At 45.2% G+C, this 20,814-nt stretch carries 19 protein-coding genes; 5 read left to right on the forward strand and 14 right to left on the reverse strand.

Translation table 11 applies throughout. The annotated features are described in order from the left end of the window. Nucleotides 1–3: 3 nt before the first annotated feature. Nucleotides 4–1,050 (reverse strand): Glu/Leu/Phe/Val dehydrogenase dimerization domain-containing protein, encoded by a 1,047-nt coding sequence (locus tag SDEN_RS09505; protein WP_011496264.1) that lies wholly within the window; start codon nt 1,048–1,050, stop codon nt 4–6. A gap of 272 nt (nt 1,051–1,322) precedes the next feature. Here SDEN_RS09505 and SDEN_RS09510 point away from each other — a divergent pair, with 272 nt between their 5' ends. Continuing rightward, the gene (locus tag SDEN_RS09510; protein ID WP_041406196.1) at nt 1,323–1,778 is read left to right on the forward strand and encodes a DUF4826 family protein; all 456 of its coding nucleotides are present in this window, start codon (nt 1,323–1,325) and stop codon (nt 1,776–1,778) included. 179 nt (nt 1,779–1,957) lie between these two features. On the opposite strand, the gene SDEN_RS09515 is transcribed toward SDEN_RS09510, so the two are convergent. From SDEN_RS09515 to SDEN_RS09540, 6 genes are all read right to left on the reverse strand, one after another. After that, nucleotides 1,958–3,088, reverse strand: coding sequence for a cupin domain-containing protein (locus tag SDEN_RS09515; protein ID WP_011496266.1), 1,131 nt, complete (start codon nt 3,086–3,088; stop codon nt 1,958–1,960). Between the two features lie 63 nt (nt 3,089–3,151). Beyond that, entirely contained in the window at nt 3,152–4,522 is a 1,371-nt protein-coding gene (gene purB / locus SDEN_RS09520) for an adenylosuccinate lyase (protein WP_011496267.1), read from the reverse strand. A gap of 41 nt (nt 4,523–4,563) precedes the next feature. After that, nucleotides 4,564–5,169, reverse strand: a complete 606-nt coding sequence (hflD, locus tag SDEN_RS09525; protein WP_041406197.1) for a high frequency lysogenization protein HflD — start codon at nt 5,167–5,169, stop codon at nt 4,564–4,566. Nucleotides 5,170–5,202: 33 nt separating this feature from the next. After that, nucleotides 5,203–6,321 carry a tRNA 2-thiouridine(34) synthase MnmA gene (mnmA, locus tag SDEN_RS09530; protein WP_041405746.1) on the reverse strand — a complete coding sequence of 373 codons (1,119 nt, stop codon included), beginning with the start codon at nt 6,319–6,321 and terminating at the stop codon, nt 5,203–5,205. Between the two features lie 449 nt (nt 6,322–6,770). Continuing rightward, nucleotides 6,771–7,805, reverse strand: a complete 1,035-nt coding sequence (locus tag SDEN_RS09535) for a GGDEF domain-containing protein (RefSeq protein WP_011496270.1) — start codon at nt 7,803–7,805, stop codon at nt 6,771–6,773. Nucleotides 7,806–8,074: 269 nt separating this feature from the next. Next, nucleotides 8,075–8,803, reverse strand: coding sequence for a pseudouridine synthase (locus SDEN_RS09540; protein ID WP_011496271.1), 729 nt, complete (start codon nt 8,801–8,803; stop codon nt 8,075–8,077). A gap of 282 nt (nt 8,804–9,085) precedes the next feature. Here SDEN_RS09540 and SDEN_RS09545 point away from each other — a divergent pair, with 282 nt between their 5' ends. Continuing rightward, entirely contained in the window at nt 9,086–11,308 is a 2,223-nt protein-coding gene (locus SDEN_RS09545) for an NADP-dependent isocitrate dehydrogenase (protein ID WP_011496272.1), read from the forward strand. Nucleotides 11,309–11,395: 87 nt separating this feature from the next. Here the strand turns inward: SDEN_RS09545 and cspD are convergent, their stop codons facing one another. Further along, nucleotides 11,396–11,599, reverse strand: coding sequence for a cold shock domain-containing protein CspD (cspD, locus tag SDEN_RS09550; protein ID WP_011496273.1), 204 nt, complete (start codon nt 11,597–11,599; stop codon nt 11,396–11,398). Nucleotides 11,600–11,792: 193 nt separating this feature from the next. Between cspD and clpS the strand changes: the two genes are divergently transcribed. Beyond that, nucleotides 11,793–12,101, forward strand: a complete 309-nt coding sequence (gene clpS, locus SDEN_RS09555; RefSeq protein WP_011496274.1) for an ATP-dependent Clp protease adapter ClpS — start codon at nt 11,793–11,795, stop codon at nt 12,099–12,101. A 39-nt stretch (nt 12,102–12,140) separates the two neighbouring features. After that, a complete protein-coding gene (gene clpA, locus SDEN_RS09560; RefSeq protein ID WP_011496275.1) occupies nt 12,141–14,402 on the forward strand; it encodes an ATP-dependent Clp protease ATP-binding subunit ClpA in 2,262 nt (753 codons plus the stop codon). Between the two features lie 172 nt (nt 14,403–14,574). Here the strand turns inward: clpA and infA are convergent, their stop codons facing one another. The 3 genes from infA to aat all read right to left on the reverse strand — a co-directional run bounded on the left by infA (nt 14,575) and on the right by aat (nt 16,282). Next, a complete protein-coding gene (gene infA / locus SDEN_RS09565) occupies nt 14,575–14,793 on the reverse strand; it encodes a translation initiation factor IF-1 (RefSeq protein ID WP_011496276.1) in 219 nt (72 codons plus the stop codon). Between the two features lie 96 nt (nt 14,794–14,889). Continuing rightward, nucleotides 14,890–15,591: an arginyltransferase gene (locus SDEN_RS09570; protein ID WP_011496277.1), complete on the reverse strand. Its 702-nt coding sequence runs from the start codon at nt 15,589–15,591 to the stop codon at nt 14,890–14,892. Beyond that, entirely contained in the window at nt 15,581–16,282 is a 702-nt protein-coding gene (gene aat, locus SDEN_RS09575) for a leucyl/phenylalanyl-tRNA--protein transferase (protein WP_011496278.1), read from the reverse strand. Before aat ends, SDEN_RS09570 begins: the two co-directional genes overlap by 11 nt. A 53-nt stretch (nt 16,283–16,335) precedes the next feature. Here aat and SDEN_RS09580 point away from each other — a divergent pair, with 53 nt between their 5' ends. Beyond that, nucleotides 16,336–16,830 carry a glycine zipper 2TM domain-containing protein gene (locus SDEN_RS09580; protein ID WP_011496279.1) on the forward strand — a complete coding sequence of 165 codons (495 nt, stop codon included), beginning with the start codon at nt 16,336–16,338 and terminating at the stop codon, nt 16,828–16,830. Nucleotides 16,831–16,904: 74 nt separating this feature from the next. Here the strand turns inward: SDEN_RS09580 and SDEN_RS09585 are convergent, their stop codons facing one another. The 3 genes from SDEN_RS09585 to ttcA all read right to left on the reverse strand — a co-directional run bounded on the left by SDEN_RS09585 (nt 16,905) and on the right by ttcA (nt 20,763). Continuing rightward, nucleotides 16,905–18,698 (reverse strand): M28 family metallopeptidase, encoded by a 1,794-nt coding sequence (locus SDEN_RS09585; protein WP_011496280.1) that lies wholly within the window; start codon nt 18,696–18,698, stop codon nt 16,905–16,907. A gap of 57 nt (nt 18,699–18,755) precedes the next feature. Then, nucleotides 18,756–19,502 carry an HAD-IIA family hydrolase gene (locus SDEN_RS09590; protein WP_011496281.1) on the reverse strand — a complete coding sequence of 249 codons (747 nt, stop codon included), beginning with the start codon at nt 19,500–19,502 and terminating at the stop codon, nt 18,756–18,758. A 289-nt stretch (nt 19,503–19,791) separates the two neighbouring features. Further along, on the reverse strand, nt 19,792–20,763 hold the full coding sequence (gene ttcA / locus SDEN_RS09595) for a tRNA 2-thiocytidine(32) synthetase TtcA (RefSeq protein ID WP_011496282.1): 972 nt from the start codon (nt 20,761–20,763) through the stop codon (nt 19,792–19,794). Between the last annotated feature and the right edge of the window lie 51 nt (nt 20,764–20,814).

Consider the following 20,814-nt stretch of genomic DNA (forward strand, 5'->3'; position numbering starts at 1 on the left):
AGCTTAAGAGACTGTCACCATCTTAGCTTGAGCTATGATGGCTTTAGCCATTTCATCTGCGACAGAACCGGTAGTGCGGTTCTCAGCTTCAGCTCGCTCGAAAATGCTCAGTAATGTTTGGTAAATTTGTTCAACTTTAGTGGTGGATTTGTGGACGTCATAGTCTTTCTCAAATGACACATTGATTATCCCACCAGCATTAATCACATAATCTGGCGCGTATAAAATGCCTAATTCTTTAAGTTTCTCACCGTGACGTACTTCCGCTAACTGATTATTGGCACACCCTGCAACAATACGGGCTTTTAGCTGAGGAATGGTGTGGTCGTTGATTGTGGCGCCAAGGGCACAAGGGGCATAGACATCCACATCTTGGCTGTAAATGTCGTTAGGAGCAACCACAGAGGCACCAAATTCACTGGCTACTTTATCCAGTGAAGCTTGATGAATGTCGGTGACAATCAACTCAGCGCCTTCTTGATGCAAATGCTGACATAAGTAATAGCCTACATGACCTACGCCTTGAACGGCAATTTTTAAGCCTTTAAGGCTGTCTAGCCCCCGCTGATGTTTAACGGCGGCTTTGATGCCTAAGAAAGTGCCAATGGCTGTGAAGGGTGAGGGATCGCCACTTTTACCTTCAAGACCTGCCATATAAGGGGTTTCTTGATGGGCAATCATGATATCGGCTGTGGTGGTGCCGACATCTTCTGCTGAATAATATTTGCCACCTAAAGTATGAATAAAACGACCAAATGCACGGAATAATGCTTCACGTTCAGTGGTTTTAGGATCGGCGATAATGACAGACTTTCCGCCACCCATGTTGAGTCCAGCAAGGGCATTTTTGTACGTCATCCCACGAGAAAGCCGCAACACGTCAGTCAGTGCCTCATCATCACTGGCGTAATTCCACATCCGGCAACCGCCAACAGCAGGACCTAGATTGGTATTATGAATAGCAATAATGGCCCTTAAGCCACTTTCTTTATCATGACAAAACACCACTTGTTCGTGCTCATCAAAAGAGACATGATTAAATACAGCCACGGTAACTCTCCATAAAGGGACAAGATGCGGTCCGTTGAACAGACTCGTTAAATTATTTGCAGCAAGATAGCATTTAGGGATACTCTCACCAAGCAAGCTAGAGTTATTTTTGCGAACCCAGTGGCAATTTTGCTTGCCACTTTACGTAAACGTAAAGTATTTTAAGTTCGCTGTTGATGTATTTATAAAAGACGAATCGTTAAGTTTCGCCAAAAATAAGATAGGAAGTTAGTATGACAGATGAAGTTGTTGATAAAAATTTAGAACAAGCCATGGAAAATCAAGGTGTTGAGCCACAAACAGCCTCTTCTAGTGATGCTCAAGTGCAAGATCCTGAGCTCCTTAGGCAGGAGTGGGTGAGAGCTCAGTTCCAAAAGGCAAACCGTTTCTTAGGTGAAAAAGGTGTGATCCCTAACAAGGTTATTACCGATGAAAGCCGTTATTTGGCGCCTTATTTCGCCATTTGGAAGATGGAATCTAAACAGCCGACTAAACAAACATTCTGGGTGATGTCCGGTGATTTACCCTCAGATTATGTGGATGTAAAAGTGGCAAGTACCGCCCGTGAAGCTGTGCGTCATTTCTCCATGATGTGGCAAGTAAAAGCTGAAAATCTACACAGAGCTGGTGTCACTAAAGACGCCACTCAGGCCAAGTTTGCCGACTTATTGGTGTCTCGCGCTGAAAGCCTCTATAAAATGCAAGCCGATGATAAATTGTGGGTTTAGGCTCCATAATTGACAACATGATCAATAAAACATCATAAAAAAGGCACCTAAGGTGCCTTTTTTATATCAAGATTTCAGTTAAGGTTTTATCTAGCGCTAGGCTCAGTATTCAAAGGCTCGTTTGTCAAAAACTTTTCACCCAAAAATGTATTAACCTAAAAACTTATGCACCCAGAAACTTATTCCCCTAAAAAGAATAGCCCTTGATTGATAAGCTGAACCAGCAGTTCACTCACTGCAGCACTTTCACACAGTTGTTGCGCTAATTCTGTGTCTAAATGCACTTCACGGCTTAAGATGCTCAAATGTTCTTGGTTTATGCCAGGCACTTGAAATTCTTCACCATTGATAAAGAGTCTTGGCTCAGAGTCCGCTTCAAGCTGCAGTACTTTAAGACCGCCAATCCGTGCAATACTGGCGCCTTCTGCTAACAACTCCTGCAGTTCTTCAACATTAAGCGGCTCTTCACCTTCACAGATATCAAGCTCGAAGCGGTTTTGGCTAAGCATTTTGCCTAACATACTCTGGTAGCTAGAAGGATCTTGGGCAAGCTGGGCCAGTAGCGCCATAATGCCTTGCTGCTGGCTTTGGCTCAGAAGTCCGGGATTTGCAGGTTCATCAATTGAAGTAAAACGTTGTTGTCCACCATTGCTGTCTATAAGTGAGTCGGCAACTTGGGTGAGTAGCTCTTGCTGGCTTGGCGCACGAAAGCCTACCGAATAACTCATGGCCATGGTGAGGGTTTCACCGCTGTGGGGAAAGCCTGGGGGGATATAAAGCACATCGCCTTTTTTAAGCACCACATCTATGATGGGTTCAAAATCTTCAACCATAGGTGACATGGGATCATTATTGCGACGCTGATGCTCACCTTTATCGCCCACACGCCAGCGGCGTTCACCTTCACCTTGAATGATAAACACATCATAATTATCGATATGTGGACCCACACCGCCCAGTGGCGTCGCAAACGATGCCATTAAATCATCGAAGCGCCAGTCGGGTAGGAAACGAAATGCTTCAACCAAAGGTTGAGAGTCGGGGTACCAATGATTCACCGCTTGTACCAATAACTGCCAATGGGTTTCACCGCGGTCATCATAATCTTCGAATGGCCCTTGGATAACCTCCCAATCATTATCTTTAGTGACCACTATGCGTGAGGAAATCTCCTCTTCACAGGCAAGACCGGCGAGTTCGTCAGCGGCGATAGGATCAACAAAATCCTTAAAACCTTGAGTGATTAATAGCGGTTTTTTCTGCCACACGTCTCTTAAGAAGTGGACTTTATCAATATCGAGTGTATACATATGATTAAAAAAGGCGGCAACTCCATCAGGAGCTGCCGCCAATCCTTAGAATTAAATGGATAATTAGTTTAGTTCATCAACGAAGGCTTCGGCGCGGCCAATATAGTTGGCAGGCGTCATCTTCTTGAGTTCGGTTTTCACATCATCAGGTAAGGCTAAACCGTCGATGAATACTGCCAGCTGCTGGGCATCGATACGCTTACCACGGGTGAGTTCTTTCAATTTTTCATACGGCTTTTCAATACCGTAACGGCGCATAACCGTTTGCACTGGCTCGGCAAGCACTTCCCAGTTCTTATCAAGCTCAGCCAATAGTTGGGCTTCATTGACTTCAAGCTTACTGATGCCTTTTAACGTCGACTGATAGGCAATCAGTGAATGGGCTAAGCCTACACCTAAGTTGCGCAATACTGTGGAGTCGGTTAAATCACGTTGCCATCTGGATACCGGTAGCTTAGCCGAGAGATGCTGCAGTATCGCATTGGCTATGCCTAAGTTACCTTCAGAGTTTTCAAAATCAATGGGGTTAACCTTGTGTGGCATGGTTGATGAACCAATTTCACCCGCTATGGTGCGCTGCTTGAAGTGACCCAAGGCGATATAACCCCAGATATCACGATCAAAATCCAATAAAATCGTGTTGAAACGGGTTACGGCATCAAAGAGTTCGGCGATATAGTCATGGGGCTCAATTTGGGTGGTGTATGCATTCCAGACCACACCAAGGCTAGTGACGAATCGCTGTGAAAGCTCATGCCAGTTGACTTCAGGATAGGCTGAGATGTGGGCGTTGTAGTTGCCCACAGCACCATTAATCTTGCCCATGATTTCAACTGATTCAATTTGCTTTAATTGACGCTCTAGACGCACGGCAACGTTGGCCATTTCTTTGCCTAAGGTCGAAGGGGAGGCTGGCTGACCATGGGTGCGTGACATTAAAGGTACGCTCTTGTTGTCACGGGCAAGTTTCTTGATGCCATCAATAATCTGTTGGCAATGAGGCACGAGTACTTGCTCACGAGCTTCTTTGAGCATCAGTGCATGAGATAAGTTGTTGATGTCTTCTGAAGTACAAGCAAAATGCACAAATTCATCGATGGCAACCAATTCAGGGCTGCTAGCAATTTGTTCTTTGATGAAATATTCAACCGCTTTCACATCGTGATTGGTAGTACTTTCTATGGCCTTAACGCGCAGTGCATCTTGCTCACTGAAGTTATCTTTGATGCTGTCGAGCAAGGCCAGCGCAGTTTCGCTAAAAGGGGGAACTTCTTCAATCTCTGGGCAGCTTGATAGTAGCTTTAACCAGTTAATTTCCACTTGTACTCGGTATTTAGTCAGGCCAAACTCGCTGAAAATACCTCTAAGTGATGCGGTTTTACTACCATAACGGCCATCTACTGGGGAAATAGCCGTGAGTGCAGAAAGATCCATGTGAAGCTCCTTAATGAACTTTTTATTGTAGGGTGATTCGATTAGTTATTCTTTAATGTCAATTTGGCGGCGTCGACTACGGCTTTGCGAGATAAGATTAAGTGTCTGCGCTTACCGCCGAGCTGACGCCAGAGTACGGCGCTGCGCATGGCGGCGAGTAGTAAGGCACGAATTTTTTGCTGGACTAGAGGGCGCTGCAAGATGGCAGGGTTGCCAGAAATTTGCAGTTTAGGCCCAAGGTTGCTGATGATATCGCTGTAGATACTGGCAAAATTGGCTAACACTTGCTCATCTGTGATGGCAAAATGCACCAATTGTCGATGAACTTGGTTAATGCGCTCGGCAAGCATACCCATGCCGTTGGCTGAGCGGGCAAGTTTACGCTCAAGTGCTAAAATGCCCACTAAGTAGCGGGTGGTTTCGACGTCTTTTTTCTGGCTATCACCGAGCTGATTAAGAATTAGCTTATAGCCTTTTTCAAGCTCGCTAAACGCAGGGTAAACCTCTTGAATATTTTCAGGCTCTGTCACTATGATGGTGCGTAAGCTTGCGCTGAGTTCGGCGTCATCACACTCACCAAGCCTTGCTAAGCTTTGAACTTGAGTAATGGCCTGCAATATACCAGCAAAGGCCATGCATCTTTCCATTAACTGGCTATCAGGGTTATGGGCGCTCACGGCTTATCCTCTTATGAGACTGTCAATGATGCCGCCACCTAGGCAGACATCACCGTCATAAAATACCGCAGATTGACCTGGGGTCACGGCGGCAACAGGTGAGTCAAATATGACAGTTATTCTCTGTGGGTCATCAAAACTGATACGGCAGGGGACATCTGTCTGACGATAACGTGTCTTTACAACGAGCTGGCTATCAGTGGCAGGACCTTTACGGTCAACCCAATGTAACTGATTGACTGTCATTCCCTGAGACATCAGCCTTGGGTGATTGCCACCTTGTGCCACAATTAATACATTGCGCAGTAAATCTTTTTCAACCACATACCAGGGATCTTCATTGCTGTCTTTAAGACCGCCAATTCCTAAGCCTTTACGTTGCCCTAAGGTGTGATACATCAAGCCTTGGTGTTTGCCAATGACTTCCCCTTCAGGGGTTTCTATGTCACCTGGCTGGGCTGGCAGGTAAGTGGCTAAGAAGTCGGTAAACTTACGTTCACCGATAAAACAAATGCCGGTGCTGTCTTTTTTGTCATGGGTGATAAGACCCATTTGTTTGGCGATGTCACGTACTTCATGTTTTTCAAGCTCACCCACAGGGAACAAGCTTCTGGCCACTTGCTCATGGCTTAAGGTATACAGGAAATAGCTTTGATCTTTGTTGCCATCGACACCGCGAAGCATTTGCACGCTGCCGTCACTGTTATCACGGCGACGCACATAATGGCCCATGGCAATGTAATCGGCATCGAGTATGTCATCGGCAAATTCTAGGAAGGCTTTGAATTTGATTTCTTTATTGCACATAATATCAGGATTCGGAGTGCGACCGGCCTTGTACTCGGCGAGGAAGTATTCGAACACATTGTCCCAATACTCGGCGGCAAAGTTCACCGTGTGCATCTTGATCCCGAGTTTGTCACACACGGCTTGTGCATCTTTTAGATCGTCAGCAGCGGCGCAATACTCGTCGGTGTCATCTTCTTCCCAGTTTTTCATAAAGAGACCTTCAACTTCATAGCCTTGCTGCATAAGCAAGTAAGCTGAAACCGAGGAGTCCACACCGCCGGACATACCGACAATGACTTTTTTACCGTTATGAATGGGTTTGATTGATGTCATAGATCCTAAAACCATAATGCAGAGTGGCGAGGCTAAAAGCTGCCAATCATGAGTTTAAAGTGTGATGCTAAACAGGGGGTTAGCCAAGCTCTGTTGCAATGAATTAACACCAGCATTCCATTGTCTTAAAGAGTCTGCCACAGACTGTTTGTGTGCATGTTCTCGCGGCGCGCATTCTATCACGCTTTCCTCGTTTGGGCTATCGTGAGTCCGCCACAATTATGTCTTAAAGCGTATGTATAGATAGCACAGAGACCAGTGTTCAAGCTTAATCACTTGGATATAGCGTTGATGAGTTTATGAATGGCGAGGGGACTCGGTATTTCTACCGGCGTTCTACGTCATTAAAGCCGTATTTTACCGATTTAATCTGGATGTGTTAGCTGGTTTTTAGCGAGAACAGCTATAGCGTAATGAATTATTACGATGAATTATTTTATTGTATCTAATTAATTAGGTTGATTTTTATATAAGCAAAAACCATTTTTCCCTGTATTTTTAATGGTGTACATGGCTTTGTCTGATTGTGAAAATAATTCATCAGAATTAGCTGCAAGGCTGGGGTATATTGAAATACCAATACTGCACCCTATGCTTAATTGAAGCTCCTCCACATCGATTGGCTGCTTGATAGATAATAAAATGCGTTCTGCTAAAGGCGATACTTGAGTGTCACCAGTGCCTTCTATCAAAATAGCGAATTCATCCCCCCCTAGACGACATACCATTTCCCCTTGCCGTTGAGCATTAAGCAAACGTTTTGCCAGCACTTTCAACACCCGATCGCCAACGGGGTGACCATGAGTATCGTTCACTGTCTTGAAACCATCGAGGTCAATCAAATACATGATCACTAAGTTGCTGGTATTTCGCTTTGCTCGCGCCATGGCGTCAGCGAGATTATCATCGAACGCGGCGCGATTATACAGCTTAGTTAGCGTGTCGTGAGTCGCTTTATAGAGAATATCAGCCTGGGCTTGTTTAGTATCGGTGACATCACGGGCAATAGCATACAGTTTGCTGGTTTGTTTAACACCAGGGCAATGCCATGATAGCCAGCGCCATTCTCCCTGCTTATTGCGGTAACGATTTTCAAAATTGATGCTGTCAACACCTGATCCTAGAGAATGGAGTTCGGTGGCGGTTTTGGATAAATCATCTGGGTGAATAAAAGAACTAAATGGTTTAGCCAGTAATTCTTCGACGCTGTAGCCCAGCATGGCTGCAAAGGCCGGATTTACCCGCTTAAAATACCCATCTAGCCCTGCAATACAAAGGCCTTCAAGGGAATTGCGGAAAAACCATTCCCATTCTTCCATGCCCTGACGGTACTCGTCTAACCGACTTGATAATTTGGTACTGGAGTCAATGAGATTGTTTCGCTCTTGTTGTAATGAATCAATTTGCTGTTCAAGACTTTCTAGTCGCAGCACATCGGCACGCAGTTTCTCAATCACTTTGTGATCTTGTTTATGTTCAGCCATGGATCCTCCTACATTAAGGTGGGTGTAGCCCGATCCATTAGGCGTTCAATGATATTATTGAATTTAAATTGTAGTCTAAAGTGCAGGGCCCAGGAGGGGATCAAGCACAAATAATTATCATGTGCTTTCATTATGAAGCTTGATTGCAGTTTGACATCAAGAAGTGTAAATCCAATTGACCACAGAGGTGGTAGGCATATATGAATTTATCGACATTTTTTGAAATGCAGGGTACAAGAATTCGGATATAAAGTTGAAGTTAATGATACTCAACCCTGTGTCTTACCATTTGCTGTTATTTGCTTAAAGGCCGTTTCATCGAGGGCGCTGCCATCGATATTAAGTAACTTGTAATCGCCATTATTCAGATCATCTAGACTCCATTGGCCTATTTTATAACGGATTAATCTTAACGTTGGGTGGCCGACATGAGCCGTCATACGCCGTACTTGTCGATTACGTCCTTCACAAATTTGCACTTCAAGCCACGCGGTGGGTATGGATTGACGCTCACGCACTGGCGGGGTGCGAGGCCAGACATCGGGCGTTGCCATTAATCGCACTTTTGCGGGCAGTGTCATGCCATCTTTAAGCTCGACCCCTGCACACAGTGCATCAATTGCGGCTTGGTTTGGCTCACCTTCTACTTGCACCCAATAGGTTTTAAAGGTTTTTTGTTTAGGCTCTGTGAGCTTTGATTGAAATTTACCGTCGTTGGTCAGTAGCAATAAGCCTTCGCTGTCTCTATCTAATCTGCCTGCAGCATACACGCCTGGCACAGGGATAAAATCTTTTAGGGTTTTTCTTCCCGCTTCATCGGTGAATTGGCATAACACATCGAATGGTTTATTAAATAGCACCATCACAGGATTGGCCACCGACGGTTTACTGATAGGTTTTTTAGTGGGTCTTTGCTTAGCAAAAGCGCTTTTGCCAGGATTATTCCTGCTTAATGAGGAAAATGGGCTGCGCTTATGAGTATTGGTTGGGCGAGACATAGGCTTTCCTGTTGCTCTTATAGAGAATATAGCGACGAAGAGTGTCAAGTTTACTTGGCATTGGTCTTTAGTGGAATTTGAATATTACTAAGAATGATCTATCATGTCGGCCTAAACTGATGCCAACACAAATAAAACTGCTTTCTGGTGCCTTCAGTACTTGCACAGTAACTTATAGAACACTTATCTATATGCTAATAGTGACAGTTCCGATTTGTTTGATAAAAATTATAATGATAAAAAATAGTTAAGTTGTTAATTTACAATAACGTAGGATATAAAATGAAAGATAATTCTCCAACTATCATCTACACAGAAACCGATGAAGCGCCAGCACTGGCAACCTTATCTCTATTGCCTATTATACGCACCTTTACCTCTGCAGCCGGGGTTAAAGTTGAAACCCGTGACATTTCATTGTCGGGCCGTATCCTAGCTAACTTCCCAGAAAAGCTAACTGCTGAGCAAAAAATTGCTGATGCGTTAACTGAGTTAGGTGAAATGGCTAATCGTCCAGAAGCTAACATCATCAAGTTGCCAAACATCAGTGCTTCTATTCCTCAGTTAAAAGTCTGTATCGCTGAGCTTCAAGCCAAAGGCTACGACATTCCAAACTACCCAGATGAGCCTAAGAATGATGCTGAAAAAGAAACTCAGTCTCGTTATGACAAGATTAAAGGCAGTGCGGTAAATCCAGTATTGCGTGAAGGCAACTCTGACCGACGTGCACCGACGTCAGTGAAAAACTACGCCAAGAAACACCCACATTCAATGGGTAAGTGGGCTAGCGATTCAAAGTCTCATGTTGCCCACATGAATGAAGGCGATTTCTACGCTAGTGAGCAGTCTGTCACCTTAACTAAAGCCGACAAAGTCAGCATAGTGTTTGAAAAAGCCGATGGCACAGAGCAAGTATTAAAAGCAGGGTTAAGCTTACTCACTGATGAAGTTATCGATGCGGCAGTGATGAGCAACAAAGCCTTAATCGAATTCTATAGCCGTGAAATCGAAGCCGCTAAATCTGAAGACGTGTTGTTATCACTGCATTTAAAAGCCACCATGATGAAAGTCTCAGATCCTATTCTGTTCGGTCATGCGGTTAAAGTCTTCTTCAAAGACGTGTTTGTTAAGCACGGCGCGTTATTTGCTGAACTTGGTGTTGATGTTAACAACGGCTTTGGCGACGTGTATGCCAAAATTAAGTCGCTTCCAGAAGCAAAGCGTGCTGAAATTGAAGCTGACATTGCCGCTGTGTATGCCGCACGTCCAGCCCTTGCCATGGTTGATTCTGATAAAGGTATTACAAACCTTCATGTGCCAAGTGACATCATCATCGATGCCTCTATGCCAGCTGCTATTCGTTCATCAGGTCAGATGTGGGGACCCGATGGCCAGTTAAAAGACACTAAAGCCTTGATCCCAGATCGCTGCTACGCCGGTGTTTACCAAGAAACGATAGCCTTTTGTAAAGCCAATGGCGCCTTTAACCCAAGCACTATGGGCAGCGTGCCAAACGTAGGTCTAATGGCGCAAAAAGCCGAAGAGTACGGTAGTCACGACAAGACATTCGAAATCAAAGCCAAAGGTACGGTTAAGGTGATTAACCAAGCTGGCGATGTGTTAATGAGCCATGATGTCGATAGCGGTGATATTTACCGTATGTGTCAGGTTAAAGATGCACCCATTCGTGACTGGGTAAAACTTGCAGTTAAGCGTGCACGTTTAAGCAACACGCCAGCCATTTTCTGGTTAGACAGCAAGCGTGCTCACGATGCAGAGCTTATCAAGAAAGTGAACCAGTATTTACCTGAGCATGACACTAGCGGCTTAGACATCCAGATAATGTCACCGGTTGAAGCGACTCGTGCTACCTTAGCGCGCATCATCAAAGGTGAGGACACTATCTCAGTGACCGGTAACGTATTACGTGACTACCTAACTGACTTGTTCCCCATTCTTGAATTAGGCACCAGTGCTAAAATGCTGTCTATTGTGCCCTTAATGAACGGCGGCGGCTTGTTTGAAACAGGCGCAGGTGGCAGTGCACCAAAGCACGTGCAGCAGGTTGAGAAAGAAGGTCACTTACGTTGGGATTCTCTTGGTGAATTCTTGGCCTTAGCGGCATCCCTTGAGCATTTAAGCCAGACTCAATCAAACCCTAAAGCTCAAGTGCTTGCAGATAGCTTAGATGTGGCCATTGGTGTGTTCCTTGATACCAACAAGTCACCTTCACGCCGTGTGGGTGAGCTTGATAACCGTGGAAGTCACTTCTACCTTGCTATGTATTGGGCACAAGCCTTAGCAGCGCAAACGGCAGATGCTGAACTTGCGGCGCATTTTGCAACTCTTGCTAATGCACTTAGCACTCAGGAAGAAATCATCATAGCTGAACTTAATGGTTCACAAGGTCCTGCGGTAGATTTAGGTGGTTATTACCGTTTAGATCTGGCTAAAGCCAGCAAGGCGATGCGCCCAAGTGCCACTTTGAATGCACTGATCGACTAATCTCTGATTGATGGCTTAAAAATAGTGTGACACAAATAAAAAGACAGGGATTAAAATCCCTGTCTTTTTGCTTTATAGTGAGTTTTATTATTTAGCTGAAATGGCTGAGGCGTGCATTCCTTTGGGGCCTTGCTCTACTTCAAATTGAACCGGTTGGCCTGCTTTTAGAGTTCTATAGCCTTCCATTTCAATTGTTGAGTAGTGCGCAAATACATCATCGCCACCTTGATCTGGGCAGATAAACCCGAATCCTTTGGCGTTATTGAACCATTTCACCGTTCCGTTTGCCATACTTCCACTTCCTTCTGTTGTCTACTTACCAGTAAGATAGTCAAACTTAAATTAGAGCGGACAAGATCTCCGCTAAGCAACAGAATGAAATTTGTACGAAAATATGTCAAGCGAAAATTAACATTAAATATACATTTGATTAATTTTTTCGTATCAAGTGGTTATAGGACAAACGAGAGGCTAGTATTAGATCATGGGTAAAACTGGAAGTGTAGAGCACACAAAGCAGCGCATTGAGTCAGAATTAATGCCACCATCTATGTACAAGGTGATTTTAAATAATGATGACTACACGCCGATGGACTTTGTTATTGAAGTATTGGCGAGGTTTTTTGATAAGCATGAGCCACAAGCTACTGACATTATGCTGACTATCCATCATCAAGGTAAGGGAATATGTGGTGTCTATCCATTTGGAATTGCAGAAACAAAAGTGTTACAAGTAAATCAATTTGCAAGAGAAAATCAACATCCATTACTCTGTACTTTAGAGAAAGCGTAACGTGTAGTGTCGTATTTGAAGATAATTTAGGGGGTGCTTATGCTGAATAAAGATCTTGAAGTCACCTTGAACCTAGCGTTTCAGCGGGCTAGAGATTCACGTCATGAATACATGACAGTAGAACATTTATTATTGGCGTTAATCGATAATCCATCGGCTAATGAAGCGTTAACATCTTGTGGCGCAGATATCGAGCGTCTACGTGAAGAGGTCGCCAATTTCATCAAACAAACCACACCGCTTATTGCTGAGGTCAGTGAAGAGCGCGAAACTCAACCCACCTTAGGTTTTCAACGTGTGCTGCAGCGCGCCGTGTTTCATGTGCAGTCTTCGGGCCGAAATGAAGTCACTGGGGCCAATGTGCTGGTGGCCATCTTCAGTGAGCAAGAATCTCAAGCAGTTTATTTACTGCGTCGCTGCGACATTACTCGTCTCGATGTGGTTAATTTTATTTCTCATGGGGTGTCAAAAGATGATGAAAATCAAGGCAGCCCTGAGCAAGAGCGTATCGAAGATCAATCTGAAACGGCAGAAGATCGCAGCATGTTGGCGCAATTTTGTGCCAACCTGAATCAATTAGCCTTAGATGGCAATATTGATCCCCTCATAGGTCGTGATGATGAAGTTGAGCGGGCAATTCAAACCTTGTGTCGTCGTCGCAAGAACAATCCGCTATTAGTGGGTGAGGCTGGGGTGGGTAAAACCGCTATCGCCGAAGGCTTAGCTTATCGAATCGTCAATCAACAAGTGCCAGAGGTGATGGCAGAAGCCACGGTCTACTCGTTAGATCTAGGCTCACTGCTCGCAGGCACTAAGTATCGTGGTGATTTTGAGAAACGCTTTAAGAGTCTACTTAAAGAGCTCTCAAATGATAAACACGCGATTCTATTTATCGATGAAATTCATACCATCATAGGGGCAGGCGCCGCATCGGGTGGGGTGATGGATGCCTCAAACTTGCTCAAACCTTTGCTGTCTAGCGGCAATTTACGTTGCATGGGGTCAACCACCTTCCAGGAATACCAAGGGGTGTTTGAAAAGGACAGGGCACTGGCCCGTCGATTCCAAAAAATCGATGTGCTTGAACCTTCGGTAGCTGAAACCACTAAGATCCTCATGGGACTTAAATCTAAGTATGAAGCTCACCATGGGGTGCGTTACACCCAAGCCGCTATCAGTAGTGCAGCAATTTTAGCCGCAAAGCACATTAACGACCGTCATTTGCCGGATAAAGCCATCGACGTTATCGATGAAGCGGGTGCTCGTATGGTGATGATGCCCCAGAGCAAACGCAAAAAAACCATTGGCCAAGCGGAAATTGAAGCGATTATCGCCAAAATAGCCCGTATCCCTGAGAAGTCGGTATCGTCCACTGACAAGGATATGTTACGTAACCTTGAACGCAACCTTAAGATGGTCGTCTTTGGCCAAGACAAGGCCATTGAGACGCTTAGCGCGGCCATACGTCTATCCCGTAGCGGCTTGGGTTCAGATAACCAACCTGTTGGCAGTTTCTTGTTTGCCGGTCCTACCGGCGTGGGTAAAACCGAAGTCACCAATCAATTAGCGGCTAGTCTTAGCCTCAAACTCATACGTTTTGATATGTCTGAGTACATGGAGCGTCACACTGTCTCACGCTTGATTGGTGCGCCTCCAGGTTACGTGGGTTATGAGCAGGGCGGCTTACTGACAGATGCAGTGATTAAAAACCCACATTGTGTCGTGCTACTAGATGAAATCGAGAAAGCTCACCCCGATGTCTACAACTTGCTGTTGCAAGTCATGGATCACGGCACCTTAACCGACAACAATGGTCGTAAAGCTGACTTTAGAAACGTCACCTTAGTGATGACCACGAATGCAGGGGTTCGAGAGACCATACGGTCATCCATTGGCTTTAAGCAGCAAGATCACAGTCAAGATGCGCTGTCAGAGATAAACAAGGTCTTTTCACCTGAATTTAGAAACCGCTTGGATTCAATCGTCTGGTTCAATCATTTAGATATGACGATCATCGCCAAAGTGGTAGACAAGTTCTTAGTGGAACTGCAAGCTCAGCTTGATGATAAAGCCGTGGTGCTGGAAGTCAGTGATGAGGCGCGTACCTTGTTAGCCGAGAAGGGCTACGATAAGAACATGGGAGCCAGGCCGATGAGCCGTGTGGTGACGGATCTTATCAAACGTCCATTAGCGGATGAGATTTTGTTCGGCACTTTAAGTTCAGGCGGCATCGCTCATGTGGATGTGGTTGAGGGAGAAATCGCTATCAGCTGTGAATGCCCAGAGAAAGTCGCTCACTAGATTATTTTGACTTTTTCCACCCATAAAAAAATGGCTTTAGGGCCATTTTTTTTATGTCTACCAAACAGACTCAACAAAAATAAAATTTAACATAATCTGATTGCTTAGAGCAGGTATTAAAAAGACAGAAATAAAAAAACCGACAGGAGCCGGGTTTTAGACTTATGGCTAATTAACGTGCGCGGAAGACGATACGACCTTTAGATAAGTCATAAGGAGTCAACTGAACAGTGACCTTGTCACCCGTTAAAATACGGATGTAGTTTTTGCGCATTTTGCCAGAAATGTGGGCTATCACCACATGTCCATTTTCCAGCTCTACGCGGAACATTGTATTTGGCAAGGTCTCAAGGATAGTGCCTTGCATTTCAATGTTGTCTTCTTTCGCCATTAATAAATTATCCCATTAGCCTTCAATTGTAAAAATCGGGCGTATCATGCCCCAAAATGCCGCTGCTGTAAAGACCCGTCACAGTTAACTGCCACTTTATTCTATGTTTTCTTCCCAACCCACAGGGGTTAGAATCTGATATGGACGGTATAAACGCTTGTATTTCATTTTGGTATTTTCATCGATTTGATAGCCTAAATACAAGAAGTCTTTTTGCCAAAGGCTCGCTTGCTGGCATTGTAGCAAGATCAAAAAGGCCCCGAGGGAGCGCTTTTCATAGTCAGGATGAAAATAACTGTAGATGGCGGACAAACTGCGGGGCATCACATCGGTGACGGCGACGCCAACCAAGGTATCACCATCAAACACTTGAATGTAGTGTGGTGCGAGCCAAGTGCAATTTAGAAAATCGTCAAATTGTTTTTTTGAGGGTGGAAACATAGGACCGTCACTGTGACGTTCCTCAATGTATTTTTCATACAAAGTATACTGCTGTGGGTGAGCTTGACTGGTCATCGCCCAGTGCAAGTCTTGATTGGCCTTTAAAGTACGTTTTTGCCGTTTTGAGAGGCTAAATTTGGCGACAGGCACTCGAATTGACTGACAGGCTTGGCAACTGGGACAGCGGGGTTTATATATGGCGTCGCCATTGCGACGAAATCCCATTCCCAGCAGTTGCTCAAACAAATTCGCATCTAAATGCGCCTCTTGAATGACCAAGAGTTGTTCTTTTTGACCGCTAATGTAATTGCAATCGAAGGGCTGGCTTATACCAACGGTGACATAATTAGTATCCAAGTTTAACCTCTTGCGGCTGCCAAGCGGTGGCGGGGCTATGCTGATGTTTAAGCTGTGCTAATTGAGTCAAAAAAGCCTCCCGAGGCAAAGGTTTTGCCCCTAAACGGGCTAAATGAGGATTCATCACTTGGGCATCTATGAGTGTAAACTCAAATCGCCTTAAGTGGGTGACTAGCAGATGAAATGCCGCTTTTGATGCATCGGTTTCTAGGTGGAACATGCTCTCGCCGCAGAAGATTTTCCCTACTGCAATACCGTATAAACCACCAACTAATTGTTCACCTTGCCACACCTCAATGGAGTGCGCATCGCCTTGTGCGTGTAATTGGCCGTAAGCGGCTTTGATGGCTGGGGTAATCCAAGTGCCTTCTTGGCGCAAGGCTGCACACTGATGGATCACTGCATCGAAGGCTTTATTAATGGTAAAACGCCAAGTTTGGCGCTTCAGAGTCTTCATTAAACTGCGACTAGGACGATAGTCGCTGAGTTGAAATACCGCCCTAGGATCTGGAGTCCACCATAGAATGGGCTCTCCCTGATTGAACCAAGGAAAAATACCTTGCTGATAGGCGCTTAAAAGCCGCTCAGGCTGTAAATCGCCACCAATGGCTATAAGACCATTAGGATCGGTGAGCGCCTTATGAGCAGCAGGAAAACAATCTTCTTGATTTAGATAGCACAGTGACTTCACAATCGCGTATATTCAGTGGGTGAACCTTATTATACGTTAGCGGAAATTTGTCTATGTTGAAACTCAGAAACTTAAGCTTTGTGTTAGCCGCTGTTATTTTGACCAATGTACCGGTAGCGCACTGTCAAGCAAACTATGATCGCACCTACGATAGAAATCAAGCCGTGCCAGTGGAGAAGGTGATGTATGGCAGCATCAGCTCTATTCGCCATATTACAGAAAAACAACTTATTGAGGACAGTCATAGCGGTTGGCGTACCTTCGGTGGTGCACTGATTGGCGGCGTTATCGGCCATCAGTTTGGTGGTGGCCGCGGGCAAAATGTCGCTACTGTGTTAGGGGCATTATTGGGTGCGGGTGTCGGCAGCCGTTATGGAGATGAAGCCTATTATCTTGAGCACAAATTAATTGAGCTGATGATAAAGCAAGATGATGGCAGTGACATTATGATCATCCAGGATGTGGATCCTGCTATGCCCTTTATGGCAGGAGACGAAGTGCGGGTGGTGTATTTTGCTGGCTATGTGCGCATAGATAAGGCGATGTAACCGCTATCTAGATTAAGATTAGAGACATGAAAGAAATGACACTTAAGCCACTTCTTTCATGCCAGCAATATGTGCTATTTCGATGATACTGTATGTGCAGAACTCGGCTTAGCAGCAACCTTGTTAGCGCCATTCTGACCATTTTTAGCAGGGCGCAGCTGATTAAACTCAGAACCTGAGTAATAGCCTGGCCAATCTTGGCTATTCCCTAAGGCCTCTGCGGCCATGTAATACACACTCATGTCCTGCAGGGCACCACTTAAATCCCAATCCTGATGATAATGATCACACACATTGTGATAACAGCCCTTCATCTTGGCTTGCATCATTGTCTTATATTCCGCGGTGACAGTATCTAACGGCTCGCTACCGCCACCGGCAAACACGGCGGGCACGCCATATTTAGCAAAACTGAAGTGGTCAGAGCGGAAAAAGCCGCCAGAGGCAGGATTAGATTCTGCTGTGGCTTGGCGGCCTTGGCTTGCTGCAGCATCAATCAGATACGTTTCAAGCTCAGACTGACCTTTACCTACTATGGTGTAATCTGAGGTTTTTCCGTAAATATTACCGCTGTCTAAATTAAACACTGCCACAGTCTTATCAATGGGATACAGTGGGTTTGCCGCATAAAACCGTGAGCCTAAGAGTCCTTGCTCTTCTCCTGTGGTGGCAATAAAGGTGAGGCTGCGCTTAAGGCCATTGCCGGCCTTTGCTTGGTTAGCAAATTGGCGAGCGATTTCCATAATGCCTGCTGTGCCAGTGGCATTATCCAGCGCACCGTTATAGATATTATCGCCAGTTTTAGTCTCATCTATGCCAATATGATCCCAGTGAGCGGTAAACAAAATATGCTCGTCAGCTTGGCTCTTTTGTGATGACGCTGACGCTGACTTAGTGTTTGTATCTGCCGTAGCTCCTGGTAAGGTGGCGACAAAATTATAGCTGTCACTGTAGCTTGCTTGATTGTTAAAATGGATATCAGCAGTCAGGGATAATGCCTGATTGGTGGCTTGCTCCGCAGCTTGAGCCATTAGGTTGTCAAGATTAACTCCCGCTTTAGTAAACAAAGCCTTAGCTGTGTCTAAGGTTAGCCAGCCTTCTACTTGCACCCGTGCATCTTGCACGGCTTTATCCTGCACTAAGTCTTGCTGCGCGCCGGTCCAACTATTTTCTACCACAGACCAAGGGTAAGATGCAGGCTTTGTGTCATGGATGATGACAGCGCCGAGGGCGCCTTGACGGCTCGCTTCTTCAAATTTGTAATTCCAGCGACCGTAATAGGTCATGGCCTTGCCATTAAAAAGTTGGCGTTCTGGTTTAGCAAAGCCTGGGTCATTCACTAAAATGACCGCTATCTTGCCTTTCATGTCCAGCCCTTGGTAATCATTCCACTGATATTCAGGGGCATTAATGCCATAACCCACAAACACTAAGGGCGCTTTTTCGATAGTGATGTGTTGATTATCATGGCGACTGCTTAATACCATGTCTTTGCGATACTTAAGCGTAATACCGCCGAAATTAACCTGTTGGTCTTCACTTGCTGTATAGCTAACCATAGGCACAGCTTGCAAAAAACTGCCATTATTGGCGCCTTTAAGGCCCATTTCACTAAAAGCTTGAGTCAAGTAGTCTAAGGTGAGCTTTTCTCCCTTAGTGGTCGGTGCGCGGCCTTCAAAGGTATCTGATGATAAGGTCTGTATACCTTGCCTAAATCGGGCTTCATCAAACGCTGGCTCATGAGTTTTTATCGTATCAATGGTTGAAACAGCACTTTTGGCAACTTGGGCTGAGTTATTGATGACATCACTGCTATCTGTACAGGCACTTAACAGTACCATGGCACAAAGGGGAAGGTATGGCTTCACAGGGTGTTCCTATATATTGTTGTTTTATTAAAATAAATTATAAATTGAGCGCAGGCATTAGACCACGTCTATGTCTCCTGCGCAGGCGAACACATGGTTAGGGCGAAACGGCTCTTTGCCAATATCATTGAGCTGACTGACGCCACTGGTGACTAAGATGGTTTCAAGCCCGGCTTGAAAGCCCGCCAAAATATCGGTGCGCATATTGTCACCTATGATCACAGTATTGTCCGAGTGGCCTTTAATGTGATTCAGCGCTGAGCGGATGATCCAAGCGCTAGGTTTTCCCACATAGAAGGGCATCTTTCCGGTAATGCGCTCGATGGCGGCACATAAGGCGCCGCAAGCTGGGCTGAAGGATGGACCGTGGGTATCAGGGTTAGTGGCAATAAAGCGGGCGCCGCCTGCAACAAACTGCGCCGCCTTGTGGATCATATCCCAATTGTAGGCGCGAGTTTCGCCGACAATCACAAAGTCTGGATTAATATCAGTCAGGGTAAAACCTGCCTTGTACAGTTCATGGGTAAGCGCACCTTCACCGATCACATAGGCTTTGTTGCCTTCTTGATGAGTCAAAAAATCAGCTGTCGCCATGGCTGAGGTATAAAAACAATCCTCGGGGACATTAATACCCGCGGCCCCCAAGCGATTTTGCAGGTCTTTTCCTGTTTGTACTGGGTAATTTGTGAGTATGACTAACGGGTTCCCTTGTTCAAGAATGCGATGAATGAAGCTATCACTGCCTGGAATTAACTTGTTATCGTGCAGTAGTACACCATCGATATCACAAATAATATTCTTCATTTCTCTCCATCCTAGACAAAAGTCACAATTAGACTTTAAATTAGCATAACAATAGCTTAGCAAGAATAGTTTTAGATAAATACTGTACTTGATCTACAACTGCAGTTGTCACTCAGCAGTAGAGTATCACCATGCTGGTTATTCTATGATCGATCTTGATACTAAGTCACGGCTTTGAGTTTCAAGTGTAGAATTTAAGTGGATAAACAAGATGTTGAAATTAAGGCTATATGTTTAACAACAAGGCTTAGATTTTACAATCTAAGCCTTGTTAACAATTAAGATGAATCTAGGGCTTGTAGCTACTGACTATGTCTATGCGTTGCTGGCTTAACAGGTCTGAGCGCGCTTTAGCGGCGTCCAAATCTATGTGGCCTGAATTGCTGGTGTCTAAGAAATCAAACGCAGGTAAGTCTGATTCTGCCACGTCACCGCGCATGGGGGCATCTGGATCACGAGTAAGGCCAGCAAAGTCGAATTGTTCACGATCCACACCTTGGGATGGCGAAGTGTTTTGCATCGCAGTGAAGATGGACTCGATGCGGCCTGGGTGATGCTTGTCCCACTGCTTAAGCATGTCTTTGACTGCACCGCGTTTTAAATTTTCCTGAGAGCCACATAAGTTACAAGGAATGATAGGGAATTCTTTGAATTTGGCGTATTCGGCAATGTCTTTTTCACGGCAATAGGCCAGTGGACGGATCACCATGTTGGCACCATCATCAGACAAGAGCTTAGGCGGCATGGCTTTCATCTTGCCCGCGAAAAACATGTTTAAGAATAGCGTTTCTATGATGTCATCTCTGTGATGACCTAAGGCAATTTTGGTGGCACCGATGCGCTGGGCGAAGCCGTATAAGGTACCACGACGCAGACGAGAGCAAAGGGAGCAGGTCGTCTTGCCTTCGGGGATCTTCTCTTTGACGATAGAGTAAGTGTCTTTTTCAAGAATATGGTATGCCACACCTAAATTATCGAGATAGGCAGGCAAGATATGCTCAGGGAAGCCGGGTTGCTTTTGATCTAGGTTGACCGCCACAATTTCAAATGAGATTGGCGCTCTTTTTTGCAAATTAAGCAAGATATCCAGCATAGCGTAGCTGTCTTTGCCGCCACTGAGGCAACACATGATGCGATCGCCTTCTTCTATCATCTGGTAATCGGCGATAGCCTTGCCTACTTCACGGTGCAAGCGTTTGCTTAATTTGTTGAGGCGTGCCGCCTGCTTTTCGGAAAAATCATCTACCACTATATCAGACATAAAAATGCGCCCAGTAACCTTATGTTTCAGGGCGCGTATTATTCCAGTAAT

Source organism: Shewanella denitrificans OS217 (assembly GCF_000013765.1).
Lineage (GTDB): Bacteria > Pseudomonadota > Gammaproteobacteria > Enterobacterales > Shewanellaceae > Shewanella > Shewanella denitrificans.